The 16,001-nt window shown below is 50.7% G+C and carries 13 protein-coding genes; 2 read left to right on the plus strand and 11 right to left on the minus strand.

Annotated elements, in window-relative coordinates:
* Window positions 1–126: 126 nt before the first annotated feature.
* From GCU44_RS20840 to GCU44_RS20860, 5 genes are all read right to left on the minus strand, one after another.
* On the minus strand, window positions 127–1,449 hold the full coding sequence (locus tag GCU44_RS20840; RefSeq protein WP_154859289.1) for a TolC family protein: 1,323 nt from the start codon (window positions 1,447–1,449) through the stop codon (window positions 127–129).
* Between the two features lie 16 nt (window positions 1,450–1,465).
* On the minus strand, window positions 1,466–2,047 hold the full coding sequence (locus tag GCU44_RS20845; protein WP_154859291.1) for a TetR/AcrR family transcriptional regulator: 582 nt from the start codon (window positions 2,045–2,047) through the stop codon (window positions 1,466–1,468).
* A 120-nt stretch (window positions 2,048–2,167) separates the two neighbouring features.
* Window positions 2,168–2,728 (minus strand): Crp/Fnr family transcriptional regulator, encoded by a 561-nt coding sequence (locus GCU44_RS20850; RefSeq protein ID WP_241685053.1) that lies wholly within the window; start codon window positions 2,726–2,728, stop codon window positions 2,168–2,170.
* Between the two features lie 253 nt (window positions 2,729–2,981).
* Window positions 2,982–3,905 (minus strand): helix-turn-helix transcriptional regulator, encoded by a 924-nt coding sequence (locus GCU44_RS20855; protein WP_154859293.1) that lies wholly within the window; start codon window positions 3,903–3,905, stop codon window positions 2,982–2,984.
* A gap of 88 nt (window positions 3,906–3,993) precedes the next feature.
* Complete coding sequence (locus GCU44_RS20860; RefSeq protein ID WP_154859295.1) at window positions 3,994–5,118, minus strand: AAA family ATPase; 1,125 nt, start codon at window positions 5,116–5,118, stop codon at window positions 3,994–3,996.
* A 2,229-nt stretch (window positions 5,119–7,347) separates the two neighbouring features.
* On the opposite strand from GCU44_RS20860, the gene GCU44_RS20865 reads away from it, so the two are divergent.
* Window positions 7,348–8,337 carry a D-alanine--D-alanine ligase gene (locus GCU44_RS20865; protein WP_154859297.1) on the plus strand — a complete coding sequence of 330 codons (990 nt, stop codon included), beginning with the start codon at window positions 7,348–7,350 and terminating at the stop codon, window positions 8,335–8,337.
* Window positions 8,338–9,069, plus strand: coding sequence for a 23S rRNA pseudouridine(2604) synthase RluF (rluF, locus tag GCU44_RS20870; RefSeq protein ID WP_154859299.1), 732 nt, complete (start codon window positions 8,338–8,340; stop codon window positions 9,067–9,069).
* Between the two features lie 718 nt (window positions 9,070–9,787).
* Here the strand turns inward: rluF and GCU44_RS20875 are convergent.
* The 6 genes from GCU44_RS20875 to GCU44_RS20900 form a co-directional block, all read right to left on the minus strand.
* Complete coding sequence (locus GCU44_RS20875; RefSeq protein WP_154859301.1) at window positions 9,788–10,447, minus strand: hypothetical protein; 660 nt, start codon at window positions 10,445–10,447, stop codon at window positions 9,788–9,790.
* 91 nt (window positions 10,448–10,538) lie between these two features.
* On the minus strand, window positions 10,539–11,117 hold the full coding sequence (locus tag GCU44_RS20880) for a Crp/Fnr family transcriptional regulator (RefSeq protein WP_154859303.1): 579 nt from the start codon (window positions 11,115–11,117) through the stop codon (window positions 10,539–10,541).
* A gap of 128 nt (window positions 11,118–11,245) precedes the next feature.
* Window positions 11,246–12,751, minus strand: a complete 1,506-nt coding sequence (locus GCU44_RS20885) for an FGGY family carbohydrate kinase (protein ID WP_154859306.1) — start codon at window positions 12,749–12,751, stop codon at window positions 11,246–11,248.
* A 62-nt stretch (window positions 12,752–12,813) separates the two neighbouring features.
* Window positions 12,814–13,788, minus strand: coding sequence for an ABC transporter permease (locus GCU44_RS20890; RefSeq protein WP_154859308.1), 975 nt, complete (start codon window positions 13,786–13,788; stop codon window positions 12,814–12,816).
* Window positions 13,785–15,323 carry a sugar ABC transporter ATP-binding protein gene (locus tag GCU44_RS20895; RefSeq protein ID WP_241685054.1) on the minus strand — a complete coding sequence of 513 codons (1,539 nt, stop codon included), beginning with the start codon at window positions 15,321–15,323 and terminating at the stop codon, window positions 13,785–13,787. The genes GCU44_RS20890 and GCU44_RS20895 overlap by 4 nt, the downstream gene beginning before the upstream one ends.
* Window positions 15,307–15,966, minus strand: a complete 660-nt coding sequence (locus tag GCU44_RS20900) for a DUF2291 domain-containing protein (RefSeq protein ID WP_154859309.1) — start codon at window positions 15,964–15,966, stop codon at window positions 15,307–15,309. Before GCU44_RS20900 ends, GCU44_RS20895 begins: the two co-directional genes overlap by 17 nt.
* Window positions 15,967–16,001 lie beyond the last annotated feature (35 nt).

Genomic DNA, 16,001 nt, shown 5'->3' on the forward strand with positions numbered 1-16,001 from the left:
TATGAACAAAAGGAAGAAAGATCCCAAAGGGGATCTACTGTTTTTTCCAAAATAACCTGACCTTTAGGGTTTTACGTCCTTAAACTGACGGCTATGGCCTACCGGCAGGCTCGATTTCATGGCGCTTCAATTCAATAGGTTTCCACTGGTTTTTTTGCGTTCGAGCGTTGCTTTGAGGTAGTCCACCAGTACGTTTAGGTGGTGCTGCTGGGCGTCCCGCAGGGCATTGTCCGCCAAGAGTACTTCGGTTAGACCTGCCAGGCCTTCTTGTTGTTGAAGCAGGGTCTTTTGGTAAACGGAAGCTGCGAGATCGATTTGTTGTTGGCTGGTTTGGAGCAGATTTTCAGCTACCTGGCTTTGCAGCAAGGCATTTTGGTACGCCATGCCGGCTTGTTCGGCGATTAGCTCCTGTTGTAATTTGCTGTTCTGCAGTTCAATTTTCTTCTGATGGATCTTTCGGGTAGTGACCGTCCCGTTAAAGAGCGGAACATTCAGTTGGACGCCTACAAAGCTTACCGGATAGAATTTCAGAAAGGATTCCGGATTACCGGTATAGCCAAATCCAGTGCGGCCGTAATTTCCTATAAGTGACAGGGACGGAATCTTGCTGTGCCGCAGGGTGGAAAGTTCCTGCAGGGCTAGTTGTTGCTTTTTCTCCTGCACCCGTTCATCCAGGGTGTTGCGCATGGATTCCCCACGCTGCTGGGTCCGATTGATCTGCAGCGATACCGCCAGATCGGTATGCAGGGGAAGCCCCATCACATATTTTAGCGCATTCAAAACGGTTTTGTACTGGCTTTCAACCTGTTTTGCTGTGCTTTCCAGTTGTTGGGTTTTTAGGAGTACCTTGTCCCAATCGGTTCGCTGCGCAAGCGTCTGTTCGTAAAGGAGCCGGGTAGTTTTCTCCAATTTTTGCCCGTTGGACAGGTTTTCACGAATAAACGCCAACTGGTTACCCAAGATTTGGGCATTGTAGTACAAGTTGGCTACTTCAAGGTAGACTTGTTCGTTGGTTTTGGCTTCCTGAAGCAGGCTTAGTTCCTGATAGGTTTGGGATGCCTGGATGCTGCCCATCAGCTGTGGGTCGTAGAGAGGCATTTTAACGCTTAGATTGGCGCTGATGTTATGGGGCACACCGAATTGCACCTCCCGGAACACGCCATCCGGGCCCCCAAATGCCGATTGGGGCATCAGTTGGTATGGCAACTCGGTAAAATACCGATAGTCCCCCTGAAAGAACAACTTGGGCAGAAGTTGTGCCTTTGCTTCCCGATTTTTAAGCCGGGCGATTTCCCCCTGGTTTTGCGCGATCCGGATGGTTTTGTTGTGTACCAACGCCGTGTCGATGCAGGTTTCCAGTGACCATACCGGCACCTGTGCCTGCACCTGAATGCTGAACAAGAGGAAAGGAAGCCAAAAGAAGTGATGTTTGTGAATATTTACTAACATAGCAACCTAAATTTTTTTACGGTTTCAGAAGGATCAACAATGCTTCCAGCATGTATTTTCCTTGCCGGAGGATATCAAATTGAAAATTGGCGATTCGCCACTTATACATTTGCAGGCGAAAGGAGCCCATGATAACATGGACCAGTTCTTCGCTGCCGAGCGCTTGCGTGAATAGGCCCTGTTGCTGGCCTTTGGTTACGATGGGCAGGAGGTAGTTCATTTTAACCTGCATGAGTTGCAGGATGGCTTGATTGATTTTTTTGCTTTCCTGAAAGAGTCCATCGGAAAAGACGGCCACCACAAAATGGGGATTTTGGGAAAAGAAGTGAAATTGGCTTTCAAACAGGGCCCTAAAGTTGGCCACCGGATCGGTATCGGTTCGGGAAACATTTTTCAGGCGCTGATCCATATCGGCATGCAAGAACCGAAGCAAGGCCAGGATGATCTCCTCCTTACTGGCGAAATGCCGGTACAGGGCGGCTTCCGAAAACCCGATTTCCCTGGCCAGGTTTTTGGTGGTCAGTCCACCCAAGCCGGCACTGGCCAGAATTTTGCCCGCCGTTCCGATAATTTCCAGTTGTCTGTCCGATAAATCCATACGTAAGTGAGTAATCACTAACAAAGATACGGACGTTTTTGATAAATCCGAATGATGCGTTAATTTTTTTGGCGGTATCGGCAGCTAGCCAGGCCGGTGGATCCGTTTTGTTGGCGAACACTAGCCCAGGCTGGAGCGGATGCGGCTGAGGGAAACCTGCGTGATTCCCAGATAGGAAGCGATGTACTTCAGGGGTATTTTTTGAACAAAATCGGTGGTCTCCAGCAGTTCGAGGTACCGTTCCCGCGCCGATTTAAACTGCAAGCTTTCCAGGCGTTTGACGGTATGCACGTATTCCCGTTCAAAAATGAGCCGAAATAACCGTTCCAAATCGTGGTGTTGGTCATAAAGCTGAAAGAGCTTTTCCGAATCAATGGCAAGCAGCGTGGTATCGTCGATGGCCTGTATGCCTTTTGACGTGGGATTGCCGGTAAACAAGCTTTCGGCCCTGACGATGAGCTCGTTTTCAAACGCAAAGTGTTCGGTGATGTCGTTGCCGTCTTTGTAATAGAAAATCCGGGCGCCTCCCGTTTTTACGAGGTAGACCGTCCGGCATCTGCTGCCGATTCCCTGTACGATCTCATTTTTCGCATGACGCTGCTCCCGAATCAGCTGTTTCAAGGCCTCTTTGGCTTTGGCGCTGATGGGATAAATCGTATCAAAAAAAGCAAATAGGTTCACAATGGGAGTTGTTTGGTACAAAGGTACAGTGTTCGGGTGAATTGTATAACCGGTTGGCGGTTTAATTGGTCCGCTTGTAAATCACACCCCATCACCAAACCATCCTGTCCTCATACCCTGCTGGGTGAAATTTGCAATTTCTCCCTACTATCTACGAAAATACCGTTTGGAAAACATAGGTCATTTGCAATGGCCATCCGGGTATGATAGTAGGTTATCTCTTTATCCCACTTACCATCAAACCATCGCATAATCAAATCCCATACCTATTAAATGCCTCCTGATGCGCTTGTTTTACCTGCGCTACCAGCTCCTCGGGAGCCAGCACTTTCAGGCGCGGCCCGTAGGATAGCAGTTCCATGAGCAAATCCTGCGTGGGGTACACGGTCAACTTGATGCGTAGTTCGTCGTTGGTATCCACCAGAATCTCCTGGCTGGGATGCAGCGGCAAGGTTTTGATATAGTTTCCCTGGAAGGGCACAAAGGACAATACCACCTCCTGCGGCTGGTCCCCGGTTGCCCCCATGATGCCAAAGCAGTACCGTTGGCTTTGTTGCACGTTGTAATCTTCCGGATACACAAATTGGTTTTCCGAAATTTTCAGGCGCGTTAATCGGTCCAGTCCGAATCGTTTGATGCGACCGTCCCGGATATCCTTTCCCAGTAGGTACCAGCGGCTTTTAAATTCCTTCAATGCATAAGGCTCCAGGTGTCGCTGACTGAGCGTTTCGTCCCAAAACTTCCGGTAGTCAAAGGTAATGCATCGCCGGTTTTTAATTGCGTGGAGCAGGCTATACAGGTGTTCGGTACCTTGCGCGCTTCTTTGCTCCAGGTGAAGGTAGGGAGCCAGGTCCTGTGCCAGGTTGAGGGAACTGAAGACATCGAAGGCTTCCATCATGCGCTGAAAGTTTCGGTTTTCTGCGCTGCTTTCGCAGATATGGTACCCTCTTTGGGCGTGCGAATAGGTGATGTCCAGCCCAAAAAGCATTCGAATTTCCCGTATATCCCGCTGAAGCGTGCGTTTGGAAAACCCCATGCTCAGCCGATCGTCTTGCAGCAGCAGGTAGGTACATTGCTGATCGATGTACCGCTGAAGCTCCTCGAAGGAGGAATAGGGATTCATTTTTAGCTTTTTGATCAGGAGCAGGTATCGGTATAGGTAGCCTTTCTTGGACATGGCACAGGAATTTGTTTACTGCCCTACTCCACAATCGTGGCGGCTTGGGGGTAGGGACGGGTCATTATAGGGGTTCTCGTTACCGAATTTAGTATCCTTTTTTTGATCCAAACCCAATTGCCTGGGTTTTTCTTTCCCGGCAAAATTCCGGTTCTTCCTGATTGTAAACGGCCGTTAGGGTCATGGGTGAATGTATTTGCGTTTCAAAGCCCAACGTTGCAGAAAGTGCCCGGGCCTTGGCGGTCTCCAGTTCCTTGAATTCGTAGCTGGCAATCAACCGCCCCTTTCGCAGCAAGGCCCGGTCCACGCGGGACAGGTCGGTGTTGAAAGAGCAGATAAGTTGGATGGTAAGGCAATCGGACAGCAAGCCGTCCGTGATGTTGAGCAGGGTGGAAACCGGCGAATTCCCAGCTGTCTCCCGGTCCACGATGATGTTTTCGGCGTCTTCAATGACGAATACGGAATCCGGATTATCGGTCAAAACGGAAATCAAATCCGGATTGGTCAGGGCGTTGGTCAGGCTGGGCGGAAGAAAAATCACCTTTTTTCGGAGGGAAGCTGCCAGGTGGCGAATATAGGAGGTTTTACCGGTTCCCGGCTTCCCGTGCAACAGCACCAATCCCTTGTCTTTTGGTTGTTGCAGCCGGTTGAGAATCCGCCGATGAACGTCGATAAAGTCATCGTTGTAATGGTCTTCGATACGCAGCTTGGGTCGGTTGAGTTCCAGGGCTTTGGTTTCAAAGCCGGCGGAAGAGCGCATGAGCAGGTAAATGAAGGCCTGCCGCCTGGTTCGTTTTTTGAATCGTTTGATCGCCCGAGCTACTGCTTCTACCCGTGGAAGTTCCGTTTCTGCAAAGAGAAACCGTACGGTGGAGCAATTGGTATCGAAATTGACGAGCAGGTCTTCGTACAGAATGTAGAAGATGTCGTCGTACTCCGAATTTTTGCTGCCGTCAAAATACCGCTTGATAAAGTATTTCTTTTTGATTTCGGAGGGGTACTGTTTTTCAAACCAGCGATTGGCCCGCTTGCAGTCGATTGCTATTTCGCTGATCAGGTTGGGTATGGCATTAAAGTGGGCGACAAATAAGGTCAGTTCATTGAGGTACCTGCCTCTCGGGGCGAATAAATCCCCCAGGTTGATTTTATTCGAGGTGTTGTCGATCCCGGGTTTCTCAGGCGGGATGATTGCGGTGGCAGTTGCTTTGGTCATAACCGATAGTTTTGAGGTTCCGTCAAAAGTAGCCCTTGCCTACGCCAAAGGGTGTCGTCGGTAAAGGTATTTTTCGGGAAGGCGGTATGTTTGTCATTCAGCGTTGAATTCGTATTGTTGGCGATGCCAATGAATTCGGGATAAGTTGGCTCGAACCATCCGGCACAGCGCTCGCTCAATACGCGAGTCCTGCCGATTACGTAGTATATGTACTTCTATGGTTCCAACTTTTTGCTTGGCCGTTTTTTTTTAAACCATATAAGGGATGCCGAAATAGCTTTAATCGTTTACCCAATTTTTACAATCTGTCCAAAAAATTGGTTTAGCCTACTTGTTTGTATCCGCTTCTATGCCCTTCGATGGTTCGAATTTTTTGTTCTGCCGTTTTTTTAAATCCTATAAGGCATATAAGGGATGCCGAACGGGCCTGCATCCCTTCTACAAATTTTACACTCCGTGCAAAGATTGGTTCAACCCACTTGTTCGTATCCGCTTCTATGCTCTTCAATGTACTTCTATGGTTCCAACTTTTTGCTTTGCCGTTTTTTATTAAACCATATAAGGCATATAAGGGATGCCGAAATAGCTTCAATGGCTTACCCGATTTTTACGCTCTGTCCAAAAAATTGGTTCACCCCCTGTTCGTATCCTCTTCTATGTTCTTCTATGGTTCCACTTATTTTAACCATATAAGGCATCTAAGGGATGCCGAACTGGCGTGCATCCCTTCTACAAATTTTGCTCTCCGTCCAAAAATTGGTTCAACCCACTTGTTCGTATTCGCTTCTATGCCCTTCTATGTTCTTCTATGGTTCGAATTTTTTGATCTGCCGTTTTTTTAAACCATATAAGGCATATAAGGGATGCCGAACGGGCCTGCATCCCTTCTACAAATTTTGCTCTCCGTGCAAAGATTGGTTCAACCCCCTGTTCGTATTCGCTTCTATGCCCTTCTATGTTCTTCTATGGTTCAAATTTTTTGTTCTGCCGTTTTTCTTTAAATCCTATAAGGCATATAAGGGATGCCGAACTGGCCTGCATCCCTTCTACAAATTTTGCGCTCCGTCCAAAAATTGGTTCAGCCCACTTGTTTGTATTCGCTTCTATGCCCTTCTATGTTCTTTTATGGTTCAAATTTTTTGTTCTGCCGTTTTTTTGAACCACATACTATAGGGACATATACGGGTTTCGAATTTCCAGCGCTGAAGGCGCGAAACTACCTCAGCACAGGGTGTAGCCCTGTGATCGATAGGCATACCCGTATCCCAAGCGCTGAAGGCGCGGAATATAGGCGTCAATCCATGCGCAGTCGCTTCTCTTTGACCAGTACGTCTATGGTTCCACTTATTTGAATCCTATAAGGCATCTAAGGGATGCCGAAATAGCTTCAATAGCTTACCCAATTTTTGCTCTCCGTCCAAAAAATTGGTTCAACCCACTTGTTCGTATTCGCTTCTATGCCCTTCTATGTTCTTCTATGGTTCCAACTTTTTGCTTTGCCGTTTTTTTTAAACCATATAAGGCATATAAGGGATGTCGAACGGGCCTGCATCCCTTCTACAAATTTTACACTCCGTGCAAAAATTGGTTCAACCCACTTGTTCGTATCCGCTTCTATGCCCTTCTATGTTCTTCTATGGTTCAAATTTTTTGATCTGCCGTTTTTTTGAACCGCATACTATAGGGACATGTACGGGTTTCGTATTTCCAGCGCTGAAGGCGCGAAACTACCTCAGCACAGGGTGTAGCCCTGTGATCGGTCGGTATACCCGTATCCCAAGCGCTGAAGGCGCGGAATATAGGCGTCAATCCATACGCAGTCGCTTCTCTTTGACCAGTGCGTCTATGGTTCCACTTATTTTAACCATATAAGGCATATAAGCGAGGCCGAAATAGCTTCAATAGCTTACCCAATTTTTACGCTCTGTCCAAAAATCTGTTCAACCGGCTTGTTTGTATTCGCTTCTATGCCCTTCTATGGTTCGAATATCTTTCGTCTCTGGCGCCATGGTAAAAGTCATGTGCAATGGTCGACCAATACTCGCAAACAGGTGGCCGTTTTCCTGTTTTCTCGCAGAGGATCCATTCAGGGTTTGCCGTTTACCGCAATAAACCGGAATAACCTTTTCGATTTAAAAGGTTCCAGTCCCCACTAATTACCTTTCCGGTGCATAAACTTTTCGCTTTTAAAGCAAAATTCCGGTAATTCGTACCTAGAAAATCTGCTCCATGGAAAAAAAACACATCGCCCTGATTATGGGTGGCTATACGGGGGAGGCGGTGGTCTCCGAAAAAAGTGCCGCAGTAGTGGCCCAACACCTGGACCGGGAACGCTATCAGGTGTATCCGCTCCATATATACCCCGGAAATTGGTACCTGGAAGCGGAAGACGGCATGCACTGGCCCGTGGATAAAAACGCGTTTACCGTCCAAAAAGATGGAGAGCTGATCCGCTTCGACGGTGTTTTCAATATCATCCACGGCTCACCAGGGGAGGATGGCAAACTGGCAGGATATTTCGATATGCTGGGCATCCCCTATACTACCTGCGACGCGCTGACGTCCTCCATCACCATGAACAAGGGCTATACCAAGGCCATTCTTTCCGGTATCGAGGACCTGCACCTGGCCCGGTCCTTACAGCTTTTTTCCCATGGCCCGGAAACGGCCACGGAAGTCCTGGCCCAACTGCGCCTGCCTTATTTTGTCAAACCCAATAACGGGGGCAGCAGCATTGGCATGAGCAAGGTCAAGCAAGCGGAGGAACTGGAAGAAGCCCTGAGCAAGGCCTTTCAGGAGGACCGGCAGGTACTGGTAGAGGAGTTTGTCACGGGCAGGGAGTTTTCCATCGGTATCTACCGGGCAAAAGGAACCGTGACGGTGCTTCCGGCCACGGAGATCATCAGCTCCAAAGAGTTTTTTGATTTCGAAGCCAAATACAGCCCCGGCGTCTCCGAAGAGATCACCCCGGGCCGCATGGACGAGCGAGAAGTGGACCGGGTAAACCGGATTGCCGAACAGGTGTACCGAAAACTCAACTGCAAGGGATCGGTCCGTATGGATTATTTTTTGGAAAAAGATACGGGCAACTTCTTCTTTATTGAAATCAATACCGTGCCCGGTCAGACGGAAACCAGCCTGATTTCCCAGCAGGTTCGGGCAACCGGCAAAACGCTGAAGGAGTTTTATACCGAGTTGATCGAAGAAATGTGGGCCTAAATGGAAGATAAAAACCGGGTACGGATCAACAAGTATTTGAGCGAAGTGGGCTACTGTTCCCGCCGGGCGGCCGACAAACTCATTGAAGCCGGCCGGGTCACCATCAATGGGAAAGTTCCGGAAATGGGAACGAAGATCGGAGCGGGAGACAGCGTACGGGTGGATGGAAAATTGATCGCGGAGCCGGAGGAAAAACCCGTTTATATCGCCCTGAACAAACCGGTGGGCATCGTTTGCACCACCGATACGGAAGGAGAAAAGGACAATATCATCGATTTTATCAACCATCCCCGGCGAATATTTCCCATCGGTCGCCTGGACAAGCCCAGCGAAGGACTCATTCTGTTGACAAGCGACGGGGATATCGTCAATAAAATCCTGCGTGCAGGCAACCGCCACGAAAAGGAATACCTGGTCCGGGTAAACAAGCCCATTCGTCCGGATTTTATCGAGAAGATGAGCAGCGGTGTGCCCATATTGGGGGTCATGACCCGAACCTGTGAGGTGAGGCAGTTGGGAAAAAACACCTTCAAAATTATTCTGACCCAGGGCCTCAACCGCCAAATCCGCCGCATGTGCGAATACCTGGGCTACCAGGTGGTGTCGCTGAAGCGTATCCGCATCATGAATATTCGCCTGGACCTGCCTACCGGCCAATGGCGGGATCTGAGCGCCTCCGAATTGCAGGAAATACAGCAATTGCTTGTCCACTCCTCCAAAACCCAGCCCTGAAAAGCGGGTTAACGGCCCGTAAAGCCATTTTTTGCCATTTACGTTGAAAAATAGTCAATTCCTTGTTCGATTTTTTAGTCTCAGTTATTAAAAGTATAATAAAAACAGTTTTTTAATAAAAATACTGTAAAAAATTGCTTAATTTGTTGTTGAAATTTTATTTTATCGATCCATTTATTACCTTTGAGATATCAAACAAAGACAAACGGTCTTGACTGGCGTAACAGCCAGCAGTTTTGACACAATACTGTAGGATGATGAAACCTGCCTTCGGTAGGCGAGTAAAAGGCGACAACGCTTTTTCGTTTTTATCTTCATGCAAAATAAGATCACACACACTGTAGGGTGATGAAACTGGCAGACATGCCCTCCTGTCTCGGGGGTGGGGAGTCCGGAATAAAGCAAATAGCGAGCTCGTATTTTGCCCAACCGCCCCGTGGAGGTTCGAATCCTTCTCCTACAGCAGGTTATTTTGGGTTTATTGTTAATTGACTAAAGCTATGAAACGTTGTTTCATGGCTTTTTTTGTGCGCAGTCCCGAGGGATTGGCGGCATGTCGAAGTGTCGTGGTACTGCCCTGCACTCCGGAGTTGCCGGTATCCCCGGATTCCTGCCCAACTGGGGGGAAGTACCAGCAAAGGCCGCGGGCCTTTTGCCGGATCGATGAGGTGCAAACCAACTCGCTTTCATCGATTTTTTTAGGGGCTATCCCTAGTGGCTAGTTGAATTCCCACCGTACAAATAGTCCGTAGTTTTCACCAACCGATTTTTCCGGCCCGTATTGGTCCAGGTTGGCCCCTACGCCAAAAATAAGTTGGTCTTTTTTCAGGCCGCCGCGCAGGTAGACAAAACTCCGGTTGTGCTGCCCTTCGGACAGGTTCTGATTGTAGATAAACTGTAGCCTGCTGTATAGGGACCAACCCTTGCCAATGGGAGGCCGGTATTCGTACAGGCCAAATAAGCCCAGGTCGTTGTTGCCGTTAAGGAAGTACGAGGCGACGGTCACGGCAAGAAATGTCCGGGAAGCATACACATGTTGCGGTCCGAGGATGGGCGAGAACCCCACCGCATCGTTGTTTTCCACCCCTGCCATCACACCAAAACCCTTTTTAAAGGTGTAATTCACCTGCACGGGAATGGTCAGGGAATTTTCCCGCATGTCGTTTCTGTAGTCCGCGGCAAAGGTCGCAATGCTCAACAAGCCAAAGTGGCTCTGTTCGCTGAATTTCTTGATCACCTCCATCTGAAAAAAGAACCGGTCGTGTCCGAAAAGGACCTCAACCGGAAGCGGGGGTTTCGGTTTCTGTGCCGCGCTACTAAGCGGCAAGGCAGGAAGCAGGAAACAGGTAAGCAGTAGCGTTCGAAGTATTATTTTCATGGCGTGTATTTTTACGGCTGGGAATACCAAAGGTAGGAGGCTCTGGAAGCCCAAACCTTGCCCTAGCGCAAGGATTTGCCGTCAAAACCCGTCATAGCTGGGATTTCAACCGACTCAAGGTGTAGGGCGTCACGCCCAGGTAGGAAGCCACCATTTTGCTGGAAAGGCGGCTTAAAATGCCCGGATGGTGCTCCATCACCCATTTTAGCCGGTCCAGGGCAGGCAAATTTAAAAAATGATAAATCCGTTGTTGGGAAGTCACATAGGCCATTTCCAATAGGTGCCGGTAGGCCTTGTTTACCTGCGGTACGGTTTCTACCAACTCCAGGTAGTCGGTTTTGGATACGACCAACAGTTCCGAGGGTTCCGCGGCCTGAATGTACTCCATGGAGGGCTTGCCTTCGATCAGGCTGGACAGGGCTGTAGCAAATTTGCCTTCGAAGGCAAAATAGCGGGTGGCGACTTCCCCGGCCAAATTGACCGAGTAAAAACGCAAGCAGCCCTTGACCACAAACAGGTTAAACGGACAGGTCTCCCCTTCTCGCAAAAGGATCTCGTTTCGCCTTACTTTTTTGGGGGTAAAGAACCGGGAAATGCGAGCGAATTCTTGGTTGGTCAGGGGGGATTTTTGGTGAAAATACCTGAAAAGGCAATCGTAAGCGGCGGTCATTCAGCTAATTTAACCAAATACCCGGAAAGTCGGGAGCCAATCCTGGGAAAAAGTGAGGTCCGTTGGGGCCGAAAATCCCTACGCTTATCCCTAGCTGCGACGCTTTACAGTAGCGCATTGCCGGTCGGCTACACCCCGTGCTTTTGGGCAATTAGTTCCTGCCAGGCCCGGTAACTGGCGGCGACGGCCGCATTATTGACCGGTAGGATGTTGGTTCGTTCCTGAAACCCTTGTAGCACTTCCAGGTTGGGGAAAATACCGGCCTGCAGTCCCGCCAGGTAGGCTGCCCCCAGGGCAGATACGTCCGCATTGGCCATCCGACTGACCTGCTTTTGCAAAAGATCGGCAAGAAATTGGGTGACAAATGCATTGTTGCTGATGCCGCCATCGACCATTAGGCGTTCGAGGTCCAGGCCGCTGTCCTGTTCCATGGCAGTAATCACATCCTTGATTTGATAGGGAATGGACTCCAGGGCTGCCCGGACGACATGGCCCTTGTGGCAATCAAACGTTAGCCCAACCAGAGAGGCCTTTCGGCTCATGTCCCAATGGGGGGCTCCAAGTCCACTGAAGGCAGGAATCAAATAGACGCCCTGACTTGATTCCAATGCGCTTGCCATGGCTTCGGTTTCCGTGCTGTCGGAAAACAGGTTCAACTGCTGTTTGAGCCATTCCAGGCTGGCACCGCAGGAAACGATGACTCCCTCCAGCCCGTAGGCCACCTCTTCTGCGGTGCTCCAGCAGATGGTGGTGACCATTCCATGGGCGGAAGGGATGGGACGGTTTCCAGCATGCATCAGCACGGAGCAGCCCGTACCCAAGGTGGCTTTGGCCGTTCCGGGCGTAAAACAGCCTTCGCCAAAGGCCGCCGCATGGGAATCGCCGATCATGGCGGAGATCGGAATGGGGCGATCAAAGAGCCCATTGAAATCCGATTGACCAAAATCCGCGGCAGAGGGCCGGACTTCCGGCAGCTGAATGCCGGTTAACCCCAGCTGTCCGACCAAATCCCAGTCCCAGTCCAGCCGCCGCAGATCGAAAAACAGGGTACGGGAAGCATTGGTATAGTCGGTAAGATAGGCCTCGCCGGCTGTAAGCGCGTATAGCAGCCAGGTATCCACGGTTCCGAAATAGGCCGTTCCAGCCTGCATGGCTTTTCTGACCGTTGGATCCTGCTCCCGGAGCCAGATCAACTTGGTTCCCGAAAAATAAGGATCGATGATCAGTCCGGTGGTTTCCTTGATGCGTCCTTCCAGCCCTTGTTCTTTTAGCCGCTTGCAAATGGGAATGGAGCGCTTGCATTGCCAGACGATGGCATTGCATAGGGGCTTGCCTTGCCGATCCCATACCAAAAAGGTTTCCCGTTGATTGGAAATACCACAGGTCCGGATGTGGGCACGGGAATACCCGGCTTGTTCGAAATCGCTGAGGCATGTTTTCAAGGCATCCAGTACGTTTGCGAGCAGATCCCCGGGAACCTGTTCTACCCAGCCTCCTTCCAGGTACAGGCTGCTCAAGGGGGCGGTAGATTTGGCGATGGGCTGCCCCTTTTGGTCAATGATCAGTACCTTGGTTCCACTGGTACCCTGATCGATGGAAAGGATAAAACAGTTGTTGTCTTGATTTTTGTTCATAAGGTTTTCGGTTGAGGGGCTGCCGCGTTACCTGGCTCCGGGGTAATGCGCAAAGCCGGTACTTATTTCCGGGTGTTGGCTTTATCGATCATCACAGCCAATAGGATGACCAGGCCCTTCACCACCTGTTGCCAGAAGGGCGATACGTTCAAGAGGACCAATCCATTGTTTAGCACGCCGATAATGACCCCACCCAGCACGGCACCCAGGATACTCCCCTTGCCGCCGGACAGGGAGGTGCCGCCGATAACCACGGCGGCGATGGCATCCAGCTCGTAGCTGATTCCGGCATTGGGCTGGGCAGAGTCCAGGCGGGAGGTGACAAGGATGCCTCCGACGGCGGCCAGCCCTCCGGCCAGGGCATAGACGGACATTTTCACCTTATTGATCGCAATCCCCGATAGCCGTGCAGCCCGCTCATTGCCGCCGATGGCATACACGTATCGTCCAAACCGGGTTTTGTTGGTCAACAGCACGGCCCATGCCACGATCACTGCGGTGATCCAAACCGGCATGGGAATTCCCAGAAACCAGCCCGTTCCCAAAAAAGCAAACTGCTCGCCCAGTCCATTGATTGGAAAGCCACCGGTCCACAACATGGTAAGTCCCCTGGCGATGGTCAACATGGCCAGCGTGGCTACGAAGGGAGGCACACTAAAGCGGGTAATGGTCCATCCATTGAACCAACCCAGGCCTACACCCAGCGCCAGTCCGACCATCACCGCTCCCAGGGGTGCGAAACCCACAAAGAGATTCAGGGATTCAAAAGCAAGACCGTTTTTTAAAAGGGAAGCCGTCACGGCACCACACAAGGCAAGGATAGACCCTACAGAGAGGTCGATACCGGCTGTCAGAATAACCAGGGTCATGCCCACCGAAAGGCAGATGTTCACCGATACTTGCCGCATCACGTTCCAGGCGTTGGCAGTGGTCAGGAAGCGGTCGGAAAGAATACTCAGGACCAAACAAAGGATAAACAGGGCGATCAAAGACTGGAACCTGGATAGCTGATGGGTTGGGATTTTTAAAGCGGTCATGGGCTTGGGTGTTTTTTGGGAATGGCGGCAGTGAGGATGCGGTCTTCGGACGTGCTTTCATCAATGGGAATCGTAGCGGTTAATCTGCCTTCCGAGAGCACCAGTACCCGATCGGCCACGGCCAGTATCTCGGGCAGTTCGGAGGAAACCACGAGCAGGCCCAATCCTTCGGTAGCCAGATTCCGGATCAGTTTGTAAATTTCGTTTTTGGCGGGAATGTCAATGCCGCGGGTGGGCTCATCGAGCAGGAGTACCTTGGGTTTGGTAGCCAGCCATTTTGCGAGGACCACTTTTTGCTGGTTACCGCCACTCAGGTTTTCCACCCGCTGCCGAATGCCGGTAGTTTTGATCTGCAGCTCTCGCCGGTATTTTTCAGCCAATTGCGCTTCTTTCCCCTCCTGGATCCAGCCTCCCGAAACCAGCTCATCCAGTACGGCGAGGCTGGTATTTTGGGCGATGTCCATTCCCAGGACCAGTCCCTCCTGCTTTCGGTCTTCGGGTACCAGGCCCAGACCGGCTTGCATGGCTTCCTTTGGCCTGCGAAAGGGTCCTTTGCGGCCGCCCAGCGCAATGGACCCCTCGACCTGTCCCGGACGCAGCCCAAACAGGGCCTCCAGCAGTTCGGTCCTCCCGGCGCCCATCAATCCAAATAGGCCCAGCACTTCTCCTTTGAACAGGTCAAAGTCGATGGCTTTTAACAAATACCGCTGCTCTCGGTTCGGGTCGGTAAGGGCTAAATCCCGTACCTGCAACAGGCAATCGGAGGAGACGCTGCTTCTATCGTTTCGGTGGAGTTGCAGTTCCCGGCCCACCATTTTTCGGATCAAGGCATCGCTGCTTGTATCTTTCAATGCACCTGTCTCAATCAACTTTCCGTCCCGCAAAACCACGTAATTATCGGCGATCTCAAACAACTCATCCAATTTATGAGAAATGTAAGCAATGGCCTTTCCTTCCTTTTTGAGCGTGCGGATGATGTGGAAAAGTACGGCTACTTCATTCTCGCTAATCGCAGAGGTGGGTTCGTCCATGATGAGCACCTGGCTGTCGAGCGACAGGGCTTTGGCAATTTCCACCAATTGCTGCTGCCCCACTTTCAGCTGCTCTACCGGAGTATCCGGGTCAAGGGCTAACCCGACCCGCTCCAGCAGGGCCTGGCACTGCTCCCGCATCATCTTTACATCCAGGAAGCCAAGCGAGGTCCGCGGTTCCCTTCCCAAAAATACATTTTCCCGGATACATAATTGAGGGATCAGGTTCAACTCCTGGTGAATCATGCTGATTCCGCGGTCCTGGGCTGATTTTGGATCGGTAAACGTGACCGGCTCTCCGGCATAAAAAAGCCTGCCCTGGTAATCGGCATACACCCCCGATATGATTTTCATCAGGGTAGATTTTCCAGCTCCGTTTTCTCCCAGAATTGCCGTAACCTTCCCCGGGTACAAATCCAGGCTCACCTGCTGCAGGGCCTGAATGCCGGCAAAGGATTTACTGATCGAATCAACCCGTAACAGGGCTTCAGTTGGCTGTTTCATCTGGATTGTTTTCGAAGTCAATGGATATGGGTATCACCTCCAGTTCAGCCAGATTTACCTGGCTGCGGTTCATTTCGATGGCCCCGGTAAAGCGAATTGACCGATCAGGGGTCGCCCCTTGTTTGAGGGGTGGAAGTACTTCCGTCCGAACGATGGCATTGAGGGCTTCGGAGACCTTGTTGAAGTCCATGGTGTTGTCAAAATCCTGGATGTTAATCTTGCCGCTGCCATCCCGGACTGCATTGCCGAAAATATATTCGGTAGCCAGGTTGACGCTGGGCAGGTTTTCTTTGCCCTCCAGGGAAAGAGTAAGGGCATTTTCGCCGATTTGTTGCAGGGTTCCTGAGCCACTAACGAAAAAGAAGCGGATGTTTCCGATCCCCACCGCGTTTGAATGTTCGTCGAAGGCAGCGCCGGGATTTTGTTCCAGCATTTCCATCAACGTTCCCAGGTCAACGGCTTCGTCCAGGCTGTTTATTAGTTCCTGCTCCCAGAAATCCCGGGCAAAGGCTTCGGGATCAAAGGCGCCGACGTTTGCCCGGGCGCGTACCTCGTCCAGCTTTTCAAAACGCAGGGTACTGAACAGAATCAGCACCGCGGTGAGTCCCAGCAATACGTTTTTCCACTTGGCTATGCTCTTCATCGCGCATTGGGTTTATTGGGATAACTTTTTGGTTG

This window comes from Cyclobacterium xiamenense (assembly GCF_009467825.1).
Classification (GTDB): domain Bacteria; phylum Bacteroidota; class Bacteroidia; order Cytophagales; family Cyclobacteriaceae; genus Cyclobacterium; species Cyclobacterium xiamenense.